This is a genomic window from Vibrio lamellibrachiae (assembly GCF_050337265.1).
Taxonomy (GTDB): domain Bacteria; phylum Pseudomonadota; class Gammaproteobacteria; order Enterobacterales; family Vibrionaceae; genus Vibrio; species Vibrio kyushuensis.
This window is the reverse complement of sequence record NZ_JAKJSU010000004.1, coordinates 52114-68090: the sequence shown is the minus strand read 5'-3', so window position 1 is coordinate 68090 and position 15977 is coordinate 52114. Positions and strand designations below refer to the sequence as shown.

The 15977-nt window shown below is 43.8% G+C and carries 13 protein-coding genes; 4 read left to right on the top strand and 9 right to left on the bottom strand.

Annotation, left to right across the window (positions count from 1 at the left end; genetic code table 11):
* Positions 1-74: 74 nt before the first annotated feature.
* The 7 genes from L4C54_RS00510 to L4C54_RS00480 form a co-directional block, all read right to left on the bottom strand.
* Positions 75-1598 (bottom strand): CoA-acylating methylmalonate-semialdehyde dehydrogenase, encoded by a 1524-nt coding sequence (locus L4C54_RS00510; protein WP_428806654.1) that lies wholly within the window; start codon positions 1596-1598, stop codon positions 75-77.
* Between the two features lie 55 nt (positions 1599-1653).
* The gene (locus L4C54_RS00505; RefSeq protein ID WP_428806653.1) at positions 1654-2811 is read right to left on the bottom strand and encodes an iron-containing alcohol dehydrogenase; all 1158 of its coding nucleotides are present in this window, start codon (positions 2809-2811) and stop codon (positions 1654-1656) included.
* A gap of 195 nt (positions 2812-3006) precedes the next feature.
* Complete coding sequence (locus tag L4C54_RS00500; protein ID WP_428806652.1) at positions 3007-4503, bottom strand: FGGY-family carbohydrate kinase; 1497 nt, start codon at positions 4501-4503, stop codon at positions 3007-3009.
* A gap of 71 nt (positions 4504-4574) precedes the next feature.
* Positions 4575-5420, bottom strand: coding sequence for a class I fructose-bisphosphate aldolase (locus L4C54_RS00495; RefSeq protein WP_428802090.1), 846 nt, complete (start codon positions 5418-5420; stop codon positions 4575-4577).
* Positions 5404-7176: a glycerol-3-phosphate dehydrogenase/oxidase gene (locus L4C54_RS00490; protein WP_428806651.1), complete on the bottom strand. Its 1773-nt coding sequence runs from the start codon at positions 7174-7176 to the stop codon at positions 5404-5406. Before L4C54_RS00490 ends, L4C54_RS00495 begins: the two co-directional genes overlap by 17 nt.
* A gap of 59 nt (positions 7177-7235) precedes the next feature.
* Entirely contained in the window at positions 7236-8222 is a 987-nt protein-coding gene (locus L4C54_RS00485; RefSeq protein ID WP_428802092.1) for an aldo/keto reductase, read from the bottom strand.
* Between the two features lie 9 nt (positions 8223-8231).
* Positions 8232-9191 (bottom strand): sugar-binding transcriptional regulator, encoded by a 960-nt coding sequence (locus L4C54_RS00480; RefSeq protein WP_428806650.1) that lies wholly within the window; start codon positions 9189-9191, stop codon positions 8232-8234.
* A 390-nt stretch (positions 9192-9581) separates the two neighbouring features.
* Here L4C54_RS00480 and L4C54_RS00475 point away from each other — a divergent pair, with 390 nt between their 5' ends.
* From L4C54_RS00475 to L4C54_RS00460, 4 genes are all read left to right on the top strand, one after another.
* On the top strand, positions 9582-10607 hold the full coding sequence (locus L4C54_RS00475) for a sugar ABC transporter substrate-binding protein (protein ID WP_428806649.1): 1026 nt from the start codon (positions 9582-9584) through the stop codon (positions 10605-10607).
* Positions 10608-10786: 179 nt separating this feature from the next.
* The gene (locus L4C54_RS00470; protein WP_428806648.1) at positions 10787-12298 is read left to right on the top strand and encodes a sugar ABC transporter ATP-binding protein; all 1512 of its coding nucleotides are present in this window, start codon (positions 10787-10789) and stop codon (positions 12296-12298) included.
* On the top strand, positions 12292-13320 hold the full coding sequence (locus L4C54_RS00465) for an ABC transporter permease (protein ID WP_428802096.1): 1029 nt from the start codon (positions 12292-12294) through the stop codon (positions 13318-13320). The genes L4C54_RS00470 and L4C54_RS00465 overlap by 7 nt, the downstream gene beginning before the upstream one ends.
* A 26-nt stretch (positions 13321-13346) precedes the next feature.
* Positions 13347-14381 carry an ABC transporter permease gene (locus L4C54_RS00460; RefSeq protein WP_428806647.1) on the top strand — a complete coding sequence of 345 codons (1035 nt, stop codon included), beginning with the start codon at positions 13347-13349 and terminating at the stop codon, positions 14379-14381.
* 73 nt (positions 14382-14454) lie between these two features.
* Here the strand turns inward: L4C54_RS00460 and L4C54_RS00455 are convergent, their stop codons facing one another.
* Both L4C54_RS00455 and L4C54_RS00450 read right to left on the bottom strand, forming a co-directional pair.
* A complete protein-coding gene (locus L4C54_RS00455) occupies positions 14455-14736 on the bottom strand; it encodes a hypothetical protein (RefSeq protein WP_428802098.1) in 282 nt (93 codons plus the stop codon).
* 134 nt (positions 14737-14870) lie between these two features.
* Complete coding sequence (locus L4C54_RS00450; RefSeq protein ID WP_428806646.1) at positions 14871-15875, bottom strand: porin; 1005 nt, start codon at positions 15873-15875, stop codon at positions 14871-14873.
* Between the last annotated feature and the right edge of the window lie 102 nt (positions 15876-15977).

Below are 15977 nucleotides of genomic sequence, written 5' to 3'. Positions count from 1 at the left end.
AACAAAGGCTTACTTTTAAAGTAAGCCTTTGTTAAGGTAGAAAATCTTACCGCGCACCTCCTCACATCAATGCGTTATTTCATGGTTGGCATGACGAATTCGGCTTGAGTTTGAGTACTTTCCTTACCGCCTGATTTGATATCAGACTCAGGCCAGCGTGTAGTAATTGCTTTCATTCGAGTGAAGAATCGCACACCATCAGGACCGTGCATGTGTAAAGGCCCAAACAACGAACGCTTCCAACCACCAAAACTGTGGAAGGCCATCGGTACAGGGATTGGGACATTCACCCCAACCATTCCTACTTGAACCTTGCTTGTGAAATCTCTTGCAGCGTCCCCATCTGCTGTGAAGATAGCGGTGCCGTTACCGTACTCATGATCATTAATGATCTTTAGAGCTTGTTGGTAATTGTCAGCGCGCAATACACACAACACTGGACCGAAGATCTCTTCTTGATAGATCGTCATATCAGTCGTTACGTTGTCAAACAATGTGCCACCAACGAAATAACCATTGCTTGATTTCGCTAGTGGTAGTTCCCTGCCATCCACAACCAAGGTTGCCCCTTCATCAACGCCCTGCTGAATATAGCCAGAGACCTTTTGTTTGTGCTCCTTGGTGATAAGTGGCCCCATGTCATTTTCAATCTCTTGAGCGTAACCCTGACCCACTTTGAGAGTCGCCAATTTGTCTTGAAGAAGACGTACTAATGCGTCCCCTGTTTCTTCGCCTACGGTAACCGCGACTGATATTGCCATGCAGCGTTCACCCGCCGCACCGTACGCTGCGCCCATCAAAGCATTAACAGCGCCATTCATATCCGCATCGGGCATGACAAGCATATGGTTCTTAGCGCCGCCTAATGCTTGAACACGCTTGCCGTATTTCGCGCCTTCAGAATAGATATACTCGGCAATCGGTGTAGAGCCGACAAAACTGACGGCTTGAACGCGCTCATCTTGCAGTAATGTATCAACCGCCTCTTTATCGCCTTGAACGACATTGAACACTCCGTCTGGAAGCCCTGCTTGTTGTAATAATTTAGCTAAAAATAGAGGTGCGGAAGGGTTTTTCTCTGACGGTTTTAAAATGAATGTGTTGCCCGTGGCAATCGCGATTGGGAACATCCACATCGGCACCATGACAGGGAAATTAAACGGTGAAATACCAGCGACAACGCCCAAAGGCATCATCAGAGAATGGGAATCCACCCCCGTCCCCACATTTAAACTGTGCTCGCCTTTTTGTAGATGCGGAATCCCACAAGCAAATTCGACCACTTCTAGACCACGAGTGATCTCACCTAACGCATCACTAAACACCTTTCCGTGCTCGCGACTGATAATGTCAGCCAGTTCGTTTCGATTCTCTTCTAGTAGAGCTTTAAAGCGAAACAGAACACGTGAACGGTTCAGGGGTGTAATCGCTGACCATGATTTGAATGCTTTGTCGGCGACTTGAATGGCTAACTCTACTTCTGCTCTAGCCGAAAGTTTCACATGGTTTTGTATCTCACCTGTTGCAGGGTCATAGACGGGTTGCTGCCTTTCTGAATGGCTCTCAACACTTTGGTTATTGATGAAATTGCAGATCATATTCTCTTCCTTGTATAAAATATTTAGGGCTTTGATTTAAAGTTTGAAATTCGTGTTACCAAGCTGCTTTGTACAGCTCGATCATGGTTTCTTTATCGGGTACTCGTGGGTTGTTGTTAGGAGACCCTGACGCCAAAGCCTGCTCTGACATAATGTCGAGGTTTGACCAAAACTCTTGTTTTTCTATGCCAAACTCACTTAACGAAGGGACACTTAGGTCTCTATTTATCGCTTTTAGTTCAATGAGTAATGCGTCAACAGCAGCATCATCACTGGTTGATAACTCAACAACTCCCATTGCACGAGCACATTCTGCATAGCGAGCTTTCGCAGCTGGAATCGAATACTCAGTCACCGTTGGAAGCAACATTGCGTTGCTCATGCCGTGTGGTACGTGGAAGTGAGCACCGATCGGTCGGCTCATACCATGAACTAACGCCACTGAAGCGTTGGAAAATGCAATGCCAGCGAGTGTTGCACCAAGCATCATTTGCTCTTTGGCGTGTTTATTATCTGGATTATTAACTGCTTCACGTAGATTAGGCGCTATAAGCTTCATTGCGAGCAGCGCTTGCTGATCAGTAAACAGACCAGACTTTCCACTCACATACGCTTCTACTGCGTGAGTCAAAGCATCTATTCCTGTATCCGCAGTAATACGTTCAGGCGCTGTCATAGAGAGTTCGAAATCGATAATGGCAGCAGCCGGAATTAGCCCTGGCCCCATACAAAGCAGCTTTTCATCGTTCGTTTCATCGGTAATGATGGTAACTTTCGTCACTTCAGATCCCGTACCTGCGGTCGTTGGGATAGCAATGAGTGGCATGATTGGTAACGTGACGACATTTGGTACAGAGTGATCGCGGATACGGCCTTTATATTGAGCTAATAATGCGATGGCTTTTGCGCTGTCGATTACGCTGCCGCCGCCTAATGCAATAATGCCATCGTAATTTCCTTCAATCGCTTTAGTAACCGCAGGAAGAATCGACGCCTCGGTAGGCTCAGGTATAGTGTCCGTAAAAATATCGGATTGAATATCGGCTTTTGTGACAATCGCTTGAAGATTTTCAACGTGACCTAACGTCTTCATAATAGGATCCGAGATTATCAACACTCGTTTACAACCAAGCTGACGTGCTATGTCGCCAGTTGCACTTTTTGCGCCTTCTCCGACTTCTAAGAATTTTGGTAAAACAATAGATTGGCTCATAAATCACCTTAAATTTAATATCGATACATTTAGTATCATTATTTAATAAAATATATTTTGGGCGCAGAAATGATCTGTGTAGAGATCATCACTGACTGCTTACTCTTATTTGTTCGCTTATTTACTCATGTAAATATTTGGTCATCTATACATTTGATGAAACAGACATTTGGCTTAAAAAGATCGGCTATTTTGCTAGACGCCGGCCAGTAACTCTTTCAAAACACAATACTTCTTAAATCTTGCTACATAGAACTCATGACGTTCATCGCTTGGTCTAAATATGCGTTGTGACGCCTTAGTTTTAAGTTTATTCGTTTGAGGAAGGTCGCTAGCTAGTAATTCCGAAACGGTGCTAAGCGCAAGCATAGCTACGCCCTTAGCGCCAACTTCATCAGACGCGCTCACTTTGACTTCAGCATTAAGAATGTCAGCAAACAACTGGCACCAATAGTCACTTCTAGACGCCCCGCCACTAATTGAGACAGAGTCCATCTTATAACCTGCACTGCGTAGGCGATTAATATGCTCTAAATGCGCAAACACTATGCCCTCATAAAAAGCATAAACAATGTGGATATCTTGATGCCATCCTTTCAAGCCAAACAAGTTGGCGGATGGGGATTGTTGGCCCGTTGAACCATATAAGTAAGGATGAAATAGCGGTAAGGTATCATTCAATTCAACATCTTCTAACTGACGATTAAATCGCTCAAATACACTTTCACCTGATAGTGAATTCTCGACTTGATCTGTAAAGAACCGCTGAACGAGCCACTCCAAATTTGAGGCTGAACATGTACTTGCTTCAATCGCTAAGTAACGATCTTTCCCAAGTTTACACCCCATGAATATCTCTTGAGGAGGAAGCGTGTCAGTGACAACTTGATTAATATTCCACGTTCCTGCGACAACAGACGTTTCACCGAGGTGGTAGGCTTCCGAGCCATACGCACATGCAACTACATCAAATAGCCCTGCTATAACAGGCGTTCCAATGTTTAGTCCTGTTAATTCAGAAACCTCTGACGTAATGCCACCAATCACCTGATTACTCTCTAGGATGTTTGGCAATTTAGATTTAATGTCAGCAATATCGTAAGCGCCTAATAACTCATCAGATACACTGTCCGATTCAAAATCAAATAGACCTGAAGCAGTGATGTCTCCCCACTCTGTTGCACACTCTCCCGTAAGTTTGAAATTCAGGTAGTCTTTACAAAAAAGCACCTCGCCTATTTGTTCGTACGTCTCTCGTTGATGACGCTTTAACCAATGTAATAACAGTGCAGTTTGGGAGCTCCACACACCCTGATGATTTTTACGATTGATGGTCGAAAATAGATTCGATTTTTGCAAACGCTCAACATCTGATTGCGCTCGGCTATCTAGGGATTTAATACCGAGCAATGGTGCTCTATTTGTGTCCAATAGATAGAGCCCGTTTCCATGGCCACTACAACCAACAGCGACAACATGGTTTCGATCTACCTTAGTTTTGTCCATTACTCGGCGAATAGCATCAGCACACAGCCCCCAGCATTCATCAAGATCCGCTTCGGTATAGTCAGGTTTAGGGATATGGGTCGGATAGTTATTGGCTACGGTCGCAATCTCTACGCCATTTTCATCAAATAACGCGGCTTTAACCGCTGTATTGCCACAATCAATTCCAAGTGCGTATGACGTCATATCCCCTCCCTGATTCTGTTAGTTATTACTGACTCTTACTTATCGCGAATTGTTTTTTTATCGCCAATGCCTTATTTGTCGCCAATATAAAGGTTCATGGCCTCTGACGTAGACGCATCGTTATGGATCATCGCCATCAGCGCATCAACAACACGGCTTGGGTTTGGGTGCTGATAGATATTACGACCGTAGACCATCCCTAATGCTCCCTGATCAAGTAACGCTCTCGCTTTACTAAATACCGACTCAATATCTTCTCGACCACCGCCACGCACAAGGACTGGACAACGACCTGCTTCAACAACTTTATGAAAATCCTCAGCATTAGCGGTAGGGTCTGCTTTAATAATGTCGGCCCCCAGCTCACGAGCCATTCGAGCAAGCGTCACGATCTTTTCACAATCACCATCGACCATGTAAGCCTGCCCTTTGGTATTTGGCTGCATCACTAGCGGTTCTACCATCAAAGGCATACCATATTTTTCACATTCCGCTTTAACTTTGCTGATGTTCGCGACACATTGTTTAAATAGATCGGGCTCATCTGGAAGCATAAATAGATTGACCACAACACACGCGGCATCCATCTGCAGCGCCTGAATGATTGGCTGCTCTGCATTTTGTAAAAGCGCCCACATGTGGCGGTGACGCTCTGCGTTATAAGGGTTACCCAAATCTATTCGCATCACTAATGCCGGCTTATCTTTACCGTCGACATTTTGTAGAAGGTCCGCTTGACCGGCATTCATCTGGATAGCGTCAGGTTTTGCATTAACCAACTGCTCTACGACCGAGCTCATATTTTCAAGCCCGTCTAGAAAAGACGGCTCATTACAGACTCCATGATCAATCGCTACATCGAGGCATCGCCCGTTCTTAAACAATCGGTTCATCCTAACCTTATTGGTCAAATACATACTCTTCTCCATTTTGTAATTGTTGATTTTTAACATTATTTGATTGTGATGTGGTTTCAGGCGTCTTTTTTAGGCCGTCTAACTCGACGCCATGAAAGGTAAGTAAGACATGCTTTGTTTGCTCGCGATCTTCCTTTTTTCGTTGTGGGGTCCAATTGAAGAAATCAGCAGTAATGTCCGATATTTCTTCAAAAACCGCATCATTCAATTTACCTTCAATGGCAATCGAAGTTCGTCGCAAAAATACATCTAGAGACGTTTCAACATGCTCATGTTCTAGAATGTATGTGAGTTCGCCTACGCTATAATCAGGGAGTGAATTCAGCAGTGAATCAGACTGACCTTCCAACCATTCCAGTAGACCTTCACACCCAGTTCCATAGCGCTTGAACCAAACGTCGATTTGATTGTGTGGCTGAGTAGAATAACGGTCGGCAAGTTTCGACACGTATTTTCCCTTACCCTTTTGAGTGACAGGGTAACCCTTTCCTCCGCCGATTTGCTTTTGCTTAGTACTACAGCACTTTGGCTTATCAAGTACTTCCAATAGTTCATCAGACACTTCTTCGCCGAAAGCCCGAAACGTAGTCCACTTCCCGCCAATTAGTGAATACACGTCCGTTCCATTTATAGAATCCCGTTTAATCGAATGACTTCGCGGTATTTGCCCTGTTGTTGATGCATTCACAGAAGGCAATGGACGCACACCACTGAACTGATAAACAATTTGGTCTCGACTGATATTGAGATCGGGTAGTACACCTCTTAACGATTCCAAAATGTAGTCAATTTCTTCGTCGGTACAGTGAACCGATTCAGGATCGCTCACTGGTATATCTGTTGAGCCAATAAGTACCTTGCCAAAGTATGGAAATAGAATACAAACCCTTCCTTCACTGTTTTCGTAAAACAACATGTTGTCTTTTAGCTCATGCAAAAGATCGGCATTATCAACAATGATGTGCGATCCCTTGGTGCCTTGCATGTATTGACTGGGTGCGGTCAAAAGACCATTGGTGCTATCAACCCACGCCCCAGTTGCATTCACAACATGACGGCTAAACACATGCGCTGGTGATTCACTGCCCGTCTGCTGCAACGTAAGTCGTCCATCGCTTAAATCAGTTACTTTTGTATAGTTAAGCGCAGTTCCACCTGCTTTAATGCCTTCTTGAATAAGCTCCATGGCAAGTCTCTCAGGTGAGCTTATCCAAGCATCAAAATAGGTCGCACTACTGCTGACTTTCTTACCCATTAACGGCCAGCGTTTTTGCGTTACACTGGCAGAATGCATTTTGTGGGCAGGCATCATTTGGTCTCGTTTGGTAAACCAATCATACAAACTAAGACCAAGTTTAATCACCACAGATCCGCGCTGAGAAGGACGGTCTTTAAGCCCGATAAACTTAAACAATCCATCAAAAATTCCAGACCAGGTTGAGAATATTGGAATAGTCGTTTCCAGCGGCGACACTAAATGAGGTGCATTACTGAGTAAGCGATTACGCTCAAATAGCGCTTCTTTCACCAATGAAAATTCACCATTTTCGAGATAGCGCAAACCACCATGTATCATCCGAGAAGGAGCGGCGCTTGCCTTGGAGCAAAAGTCATCTTTTTCAACAAGCAATACCTTAACGCCTTGCAGTGCAAGCTCTCTAAATACGCTAATACCATTGATACCTCCTCCAATAACCACGACATCGAAACCACTTTGTAGATTTAAGTTTTGGAATACTTTTGTGTTGTTATTCATCTTTGCTTCCTGCCAAGTGCTGTTCCTTCCAACCGGTTTTGAACGCTATGAAATACGGCCTAAGCCAGTTCCAACTCGCCAAAAAACTCTAGGGATTTAGCATCGATAAATTTCACTTCTTCTAATGACAACTCAACACTACCAGCGGCTGCATTCTCAATCGCTTGTTGTGGGTTTCTCGCACCGCATAAGGCGTAGGTAATTCCCGGTTGTTGCAACGTCGCAGCTATCACGAGTTGAGCGACACTGATATTTTTTTGTCGAGCAATAGGTTCTATAGATTGGCAAAATTTCTGTACCCAGCGGCGATTTTCAATGGTGAACATTGGATCAGTAATGCGTTGATCATCCCCGGTAAACACTCGCTCTGGCGTCACCTTCCCACTTAACAACCCCATCGCCAAAGATGAATAACTAAGACAGGCAACATTAGTTTGAATCGTTGTTGGCAGTAGTGTTTGCTCTAATTGACGATCGATTAGGTTATATTTCTCTTGTACTGCATCGACAACACCACAGCTTTGATACTTCGCGAGTTCCGCTTGATTGGCATTACTAATTCCAATCGCTCGAATTTTCCCGGCTTTTTTGAGAGATAACAGCGCTTCCATCGTCTCTTCGACTGGCGTAGTCGGATCTTGCCAATGCGTAATATAAAGATCGAGATAGTCGGTTTGTAATCGTTTAAGGCTTTGTTCCACTTCGTGTTGAATCGCATCAGCGCCTAAATAGCGATGAACGGGTTTGCCATTTTCATCAAAGAAGTGATTGCCTTTGTTTGTATGCCAAACTAATCCACACTTGGTCGCTAAGACCACTTGGTCACGCTTACCTTTTATTGCTTTACCGACAATTTCTTCTGACACTCCAAGACCATAAGCCGGTGCGGTATCAATGAGCGATACGCCATTATCAAGCGAGGCATGAATGGCTTCTATTGCGGCTTTTTCGTCAGTACCACCCCACATCCAGCCGCCCATAGCCCATGTACCTAAACCAATCACCGATGCTTCAATTCCTGACTTTCCTATTTCTCTTTTTTTCATGATCTTTTCCTATTTAATGAGTTCTAATACACGGGCTACCGTATCTTCATCCGAAACTATGCCATTCATTAGTCGCCCCTTTAGTGCCGCGACTAGAGCATCGACCTTTGAATGAGTCGCTGCTACGCCAATGCTGTGTTCGATACTGTTCAATTCTTGTAGATTCAGTCCAATCAGTTTCTGGTTAATATGTTCAGCACATTTGTTTCCATCTTCATCGTAAAGATGCGCAAGAACTTCGCCTTTACACTGAGCGCTGATGACCGTTTCTGCTTGGTGACCACTTAACGAGCGTAAATCGTAATAACTGTCACTCTCACTGGCGACAGAGCCAACGCCAACCAAAGCAATATCCGCACTTCTTGCGAGATCCAATACCTCTTTAATACTGCGCATTTCCATCAGTATTGAGCGTTGCTCATCGGTATCCACAAACAAAGGTGCGTGGAGCTGAGTACTGCTACCCCCTAGTTTTTCAGCTAACCGACTTGCGAGATAATTCACATCCGTGAAATGATGCCCTTGGATTCCCCCTGTTGCGGGGACGACCCGGACATTAGGAAAGCTCATCGGTTTAATCTCTTCCACAATCTGAGACATGGTTTTACCACCACTGATGCAAATAACGCTGTCTGGTTTCACCGTTTCTATCAGTAATTCGCCAGCTGCTTTAGCCACTTGGCGAGTGATGACACTTTCATCTTTGCTTAAGCTAGGTTGAATCACAGCCGTCTTGAGCCCAAAAGCGTCGAGCATTCGTTGCTCCAACGTATGAGTTCTCTCTTGTGGCAGGTTCAGCGTTATTTCCACCAGCCCATCATCATGAGCTTGCTTAATGACGCGGTTCACTTTGGCCGTCGACAAACCAAGCTGCTTAGCTATATCAGATTGATTTAGGTTCTCCATATAACGTAACGTCAGAACTTTAGCTGTTTGCCTTAAAATGTCGTCTTGTTCACTCATCGCCATAATCTCTCCCTAGTTCACTGTCCACTCGGCCTGTATTTCTCTCTATACAACTATCTATATAGTCGCGATTTATTGAGCGGTATTGTTTTTCTTAAGCTCAATCAGGGCACATTTATTTGTTCATAAGCAGTGAAATTTATTTCATCTGTGTAAAAAATAATCACAACAAGAGGCTTTTACAAGTTAAAACGATACAAAAAGTTTCGTTTTGGCTCATTTGTTGCGAACGATCACATTTTTAACAATATTGATACGTAATGTATCAATATGCCATTGACCGTCCAATTTTCATTCACTACCTTTTAACACGTGAAATACATTTCACCGTTTGAAAGAAAATTCAAATCAGTGATAACAACAAGTGAATACCTAATACACATGGAGAAGATCATGAAGTCAGTAACATTAAAAAAGATTTTTAATAAAGGACTTATCGCTACAAGTATTCTTGTTGCTTCAAGCCTTGCTGCTACGACACAGGCAAATGAGCGAATAGCATTTTTCGTTTCAGACTTGTCGAATGTTTTCCACCAATCTCAAGCAACCGAAGCGAAACGCTACGCAAAAGAGAAGTATGGCGCGGAAGTGGTTATTTTTGATGGGAAAGCCGACTCTGCGGTCATGACACAAAACATCGATCAGGTTGCAGCGGGCGCATTTGATGGTGCATCACTTCACATTTGGGATGGCGAAGCAGCCACACCGGGTGTGAAAGAAGCACTGGAAGAGAATATCGCAATGACCTCTTTCTTCAGCCCGATTACCGATACAGGCATCCCGACCGCACGTAGCGATGAGGCGACAGTATCGTTTGATATGGGCGCACAAATGGCTCGAACATGGAAAGAAGCAAACCCAGACAAACCTATCGTTATGGTTCAGCTAGGTTGGCCAAACCATACCGAAGTAAGCTCAGGCCGAACCAACCCATTTGCTGAGGGCGTATTATCTGTAGACCCTACCGCGAAAAACCTTGGGGCCTTAGATGCAAGTGGCGGTCAAGAAGCTGCAAAACAGATTGTTGTCGACTTATTAACTCAGCAACCTGAGGTCAACCTTATCTATTCAGAGGCTTCGAACTTAACTGTGGGAACAATGGCTGCGCTATCTCAGCTTGGCCGAGGTAAGTTTAAAAATGGTAAACCTCATACTGAAATCGTTGCGAGTGTTGACTTTGACTCGGTTGAGTTTGACCAAATTTATGATCCCGACTCTAGCCTGAAGCTATCTATGGGTCTTCCACCCGTTGAAACTGCACGCGGACGTATCGACTTGGTGATGGACGTTATCAATGAAAAAGTAGCACCTAGTAGCGTTGAAGCTGAAGAGTTCTTCTATAAAGCATACACCATCTCTTATTGGTCAATGCCGAAGCCAGACGCACAGCAATGGTTAGACGCGCAATTTAGTAACTAACATCATTTATTATGTGACCGCTTATAACTAAGTAACAGTCAACTGCGGCTTAATATAGCGTTAAGCCGCATGTTAACTGAAGTTAGATTCAAATCTCATAGACAAGGAAAGGTCACTTCAACTGTATTGCCGACACTGATTCACAGTTTGAAGAACCAACAACTAAAGGAGAGATCATCTTGAATAGTCAAAATTCTACTTCTGTTCTTTCAATTCAAGGGCTCATTAAAGACTACCCCGGTGTGCGGGCGGTTAACGATGTCAGTTTTTCAATTGAACACGGCACAGTACATTGCTTAATCGGTGAAAATGGTGCGGGTAAATCGACTCTGGTGAAAATGATCACAGGCGCTATCAGCCCAACTCAAGGCACCATGAAAGTAAACGGTAAACCGTATAGCCCAAAAGGGACACAATCCGCCAGAGAATCCGGCATTGCTACCCTTTTTCAGGAGTTGCATGTTGTTGACGAGCTAACGGTACTTGAAAACCTAACCTTGGGCATGGAAAAAAGTAGATTTGGCTTTTTAATAAAATCCGACTTAGAAGAGAGAATGATCCGAACGTTGGCAACGATAGAACCTTCGATTGATCCCTACGCTAGAGTCTCGACGCTTGGCGTCGCCCAAAAACAGATTATGGAGATTGCGCGCGCAGCCTCTTCCGGTGCCAACATTATCATTATGGATGAGCCAACCGCCGCTTTATCTGAGCGTGAAGTTGACCGGCTTTTCACGGTAATTCGACGCCTTCAAGCTCAAAATGTCACCGTTATTTACATTTCTCACAAGCTTGATGAAATTCTATCCTTAGGGGATACCGTTACTGTCATGAGAGACGGTAAACATATTTCAACCAAACCCATTTCTGAAGTGGAAGGACGCGCAGAGCTCATCGACATGATGATCGGCCGAACCATCTTCCATGATTATACCCCTCGAGACACCGTCACTGACGAGACGTTTTTATCCGTTCGAAATCTCAATAACAAGCGACTCAATAACGTCTCTTTCGATATTAACAAAGGCGAAATTGTTGGATTTTATGGCCTTGTTGGCGCTGGAAAGACGGAAATCGCAAGAGCGATATTTGGCGCTGACAAAGTAACAGGCAGCATTAAACTCAATGGCGAAGAGATCGGCCATTCCCCTAAAGAATCACTAGCGGCTGGCATTGCGTTAGTACCCGAGGAGCGTAGAACACAAGGGCTCTTTACCAGTCTGACTATTCGCGAAAACATTCCTGTGATGAACTTACCAAGAATGTCAGATTTGGGGGTATTCAAAGCAGACGATGAGCTCAATGCCGCTAATGATTATGTTGAAAAGCTGTCTATTGCCACAAGCTCGATTGAAAAACCCGCCGAGAAACTCTCAGGCGGCAACCAACAAAAAATAGTGATCGCGAAATGTCTATTCTCTCAAGCCAAATTATTGCTGTTAGATGAACCAACACGCGGAGTCGATGTTGGTGCTAAAACTGAGATTTATGATCTCGTTAAAAGTCTTGCCAATGAAGGTAACTCTGTCGCGGTATTTTCTACAGAATTAGAAGAGATACTCGGTGTATGCGATCGCTTATTCCTACTTTATGACGGTTCATTAGTCTCTGAGATTAAAAATGGGCCGGACGTTGATACAAACTATATTTTGAACGCTGCTACTGGTGGCCTTGAGGAGGCAGTATGTTAAATACTTCCATAAAATTAAACGACTCACCAGTACAACGCCGTAAAGTCAGTGACCAAATGTATATTACATTGTTGGTCGCCCTAGTTGCTGTTGGACTGTTTTTAGTGGCGTCCGTCTTGGTGCCAAACTTTTTTCAAGTTCAGAACATGCTGAACTTAGTCACCAATAACTGGGCAGTGATTTCACTCGGGGTTGGCGTATCGTTTTTGCTTATTTCTGGAAACTTTGACCTCTCGGTTGGAGGAATTGTCGCCCTGTCAGGTGTTCTATCTGTATGGTTTGCTCAATCGGTCACTGGTGCTTCTGCTCTCTCTTCCGGCCTTGGTTTGCCTTATTGGCTAGCGATTGTAGGTGCACTGTTGGGCGCATTAGTCATTGGTGGGCTAAATGCCCTCTTCGTTGTTCGATTTCGAATCCCTTCTATCATTGTCACGTTAGGAACAATGATGGTTGCAAGAGGAATAGCACAAGTTATTACTCAGGGCTCACAACGAAACACTAACTTACCTTCCGAGTTTGGTGTATTAGGCAGTCTAAAAGTGTTTGGCACTTCTATGCAGTTCCCCGTTCTCTTCATGCTTCTTCTCTTTTTGGCGGCTATTTTTATTGAGCGTAAAACCGTATTCGGACGGATTACCTACTGGATTGGTGCGAACCCTGAAGCCGCGAAGCTGTCTGGTATTGATAATGCCAAGCATATTACTTACTTATATCTGTTTAGTGCTTTAGTTGCTGGAATAGTCGGGATACTGCTCTCTTCTGAGTTCAAATCTGGCTTCTCTAACCGTGGACTACTTATGGAGTTTGATGCGTTAGTTATTGCACTTCTCGGCGGTATTGCTATTGCAGGTGGGTTTGGTTCTGTCATCGGTATGTTCTTTGGCGCCATCATACTTGCGGTGGTGACATCAGCAGCCACCGGCCTCACCTTGTCACCCGACTGGCAATTTATATTAAGGGCGGTCGCCGTGTTTTTAGCCATTACAGCTCAAACGTGGGCCTTGTCCCTTCGCAGTAAATAACCGAAGTAAATAAATAGGTGAACGTCATGTCTGATTCAACAAAAATGTTAAACACACCGTCGTCCTTCGGTAACCAAGTGTCTAAGTTTATCCTCAACTACTACATTTACTTTGTATTAGCTGCGATCGTGATTTTTCTTAGTAGTGTTAACTTAGAACAGTACGCCCTGTTCGAACGCGGTAACTTTCTGTATAAGAAAAACATCATCAATATTTTACGTGTTTCTGCGCCAATCTTAGTGTTAGCGGGGGCGTTTACGTTATTGATGGTCTCGGGTTATATCGACCTTTCCGTAGGAAGTACCATGGGTTTAAGTGCTGTTATCTATGCACTACTCGCTATTAATGGTGTACCGTTTTGGGCGGCATTTTCTATTACGGTGTTCTGTGGTGTTTTACTCGGGGCGTTTAACGGATTGTTAGTCGTAAAGTTTGGTATTACCCCAGTTATTGCGACATTAATAACACTGAGTTTGTATAAAGGTGTGGCTCTATTGCTGGTAGAAGATGGTGTATCGGCCATCAAATCAATGGGCGATATGAAAATGCCTGGTTGGTTTAATGACTATGGACGAGACGCCGTATTGATGGGCTTACCGATGGCGTTTTGGGTAGCCGTTGGTGTGACCGCTTTCCTCATCTTGCTGCAAAATCGGTCGTTACTTGGTAAATACGCCGCAGCGACAGGGGGCAACCCAACCGCAGCGAAGCTATCCGGCATTAAGACAGGGTTAGTCGTATTTAGCTTATACGCTATCGTAGGCGCTTGTGCTTCTTTAGCCGGTATTGCCCGTGCGAGTTTCATGTCCATCGGTGATCCGTTATCCGGCGATGGTATGGAGCTTACCGCTATATTAGTCGTACTCATTGGCGGTACTGCGTTTAGTGGCGGTGAAGGCAAAGTTCTGCGTTCTTTCATTGGGGCGCTTATCATCATGACACTCACCGTCGGCATGCTGACGCTTGTCCCTGCCTATTTTCAAACCTTAGTTATCGGTGCTGCACTGTTAGCAGCTGCGGCTTCAAACCACTTGGTGAGTAAGAAACAAATTGGAAACTAAATCAGTGGTTATCTAATGGCAACAGGCATTGGTTTAAGATGCCTGCCTGTTGCTAATATCTGTTCCGTTAGAATTAAACCTTCACAATTGTACAAGCAGCTATCCTTCTTAACGATTTTCTGTGAATACCTGAATATCGTCCAGTTAAAGATATGTAATACTTATTCGTCAGCAACAATCTCGCCGCTTCCTCTTTTGTCTCTACATATACTTTATTGCATAGGCTTTGTGGTCTAGTACCAGACTTCCTTCCTATTATTTTCGATAACTCAAAGTATCCTTCTTTATTAGCCTCACAGCGAAAAGTTGTTTCGTTGCCATAAATACTACCCTTAGCAACAATATCAATAATCATTTTAACTCCGAACTTAAATCCACATTTACATAATCTAAATGTGGTAAACCCTAATATTAGGCTACCAGATATAGGGGAATTAAAGGCAGTACTAGCCAGTTAGTTAAGGACTAACTGGCTACAGTTTTGGGGAATTAGAAGTAATAGTATGCCGCTGCAAATACATATGTCTCTTCGTCACTATCGATGCCAGCGTCGATATCACGTTTAATATCGATACCCATATCCGCTCGTTCGTTCAGTGTGTACATGGCTGCAACGTTATAGTAGCTTTTGTCTTCATCAGCCTGACCAATTTCTTCCGTGGTATTTGCGCCGTAGCCTGCTGCAAGAGTTAGTTGCTCGTTAATAGAAAACGCCGAAGATAAGTAATAACCGCTATTTTGATAGTCGTTAGAGTTAACTTCTAGGTCTTTTTTACCTTCATCACTCCATGAGTTAAAACCAACTTTAATCTTTCCTAGCTTAGCGTTACCCGAAAGTGAAATAACACTAAAGTCTGCTTCATCGCGCTCTTCATAGCCCGCATATACATTGAATGCATCATGCTGATATCCTAGGTAACCATTAATGCCTTTGTCCGCAAGGCTATGGCTATCTTCTGTTTCAAAGTAAGAGATACCATATGCCACACCTACTGTAGAACCTTCAAATTTTACGACGTTAAAAGCATCTGAAGCATCTCCAGCAGAAGCTCCAAACTCATAAGTCATATCACCAGCACCGTCCACTCTGTCTAGTGCAGTATCATTTTCCCAACCGAATGAAGCAATACCGTAACCAGTATCAAAGCCTAACCATGCTTTATCTACATCGGTGTTTGTACCGCTTTCGATATCCCAAGGATTTGCTTTGTCATCTGTCGTCCAATTTACTTGTAAATCTGTTTCAAAATAGCCTAGGAATCGGTTGTTTTGATAGTTAACAGCAATGGTCATTCCTGTTGCCCAGTCATCATAAAAAGCATCAGACTCAGTATCGTAGTAACCGCCGAGACCAAAAGATCCTGATACTGAAAACTGGTCCTTATGTACAGGATCAAATTCAAATGCTGGTTTACTATTTTGAGAGCTCGTTTGAACCGCAAATGCTGATGTAGCTGTTGATGCAATTAAAATTGCTAAGATTGTTTTTTTCATAATGACCACTTTTCCCTATCGATTGTTTTAACTTCATCGCTAGTGCGACTTCGAATGTGTGGTCATTTTTACTAAATTGGTGGAATGAAAATACCGCAATAT

Coding starts and splice junctions, on each gene's coding strand:
- L4C54_RS00450 (WP_428806646.1), bottom strand. CDS start 15,875: ATGAAAAAAACAATCTTAGCAATTTTAATTGCATCAACAGCTACATCA.
- L4C54_RS00505 (WP_428806653.1), bottom strand. CDS start 2,811: ATGAGCCAATCTATTGTTTTACCAAAATTCTTAGAAGTCGGAGAAGGC.
- L4C54_RS00510 (WP_428806654.1), bottom strand. CDS start 1,598: ATGATCTGCAATTTCATCAATAACCAAAGTGTTGAGAGCCATTCAGAA.
- L4C54_RS00485 (WP_428802092.1), bottom strand. CDS start 8,222: ATGAAAAAAAGAGAAATAGGAAAGTCAGGAATTGAAGCATCGGTGATT.
- L4C54_RS00455 (WP_428802098.1), bottom strand. CDS start 14,736: ATGATTATTGATATTGTTGCTAAGGGTAGTATTTATGGCAACGAAACA.
- L4C54_RS00475 (WP_428806649.1), top strand. CDS start 9,582: ATGAAGTCAGTAACATTAAAAAAGATTTTTAATAAAGGACTTATCGCT.
- L4C54_RS00460 (WP_428806647.1), top strand. CDS start 13,347: ATGTCTGATTCAACAAAAATGTTAAACACACCGTCGTCCTTCGGTAAC.
- L4C54_RS00495 (WP_428802090.1), bottom strand. CDS start 5,420: ATGTATTTGACCAATAAGGTTAGGATGAACCGATTGTTTAAGAACGGG.
- L4C54_RS00465 (WP_428802096.1), top strand. CDS start 12,292: ATGTTAAATACTTCCATAAAATTAAACGACTCACCAGTACAACGCCGT.
- L4C54_RS00490 (WP_428806651.1), bottom strand. CDS start 7,176: ATGAATAACAACACAAAAGTATTCCAAAACTTAAATCTACAAAGTGGT.
- L4C54_RS00500 (WP_428806652.1), bottom strand. CDS start 4,503: ATGACGTCATACGCACTTGGAATTGATTGTGGCAATACAGCGGTTAAA.
- L4C54_RS00480 (WP_428806650.1), bottom strand. CDS start 9,191: ATGGCGATGAGTGAACAAGACGACATTTTAAGGCAAACAGCTAAAGTT.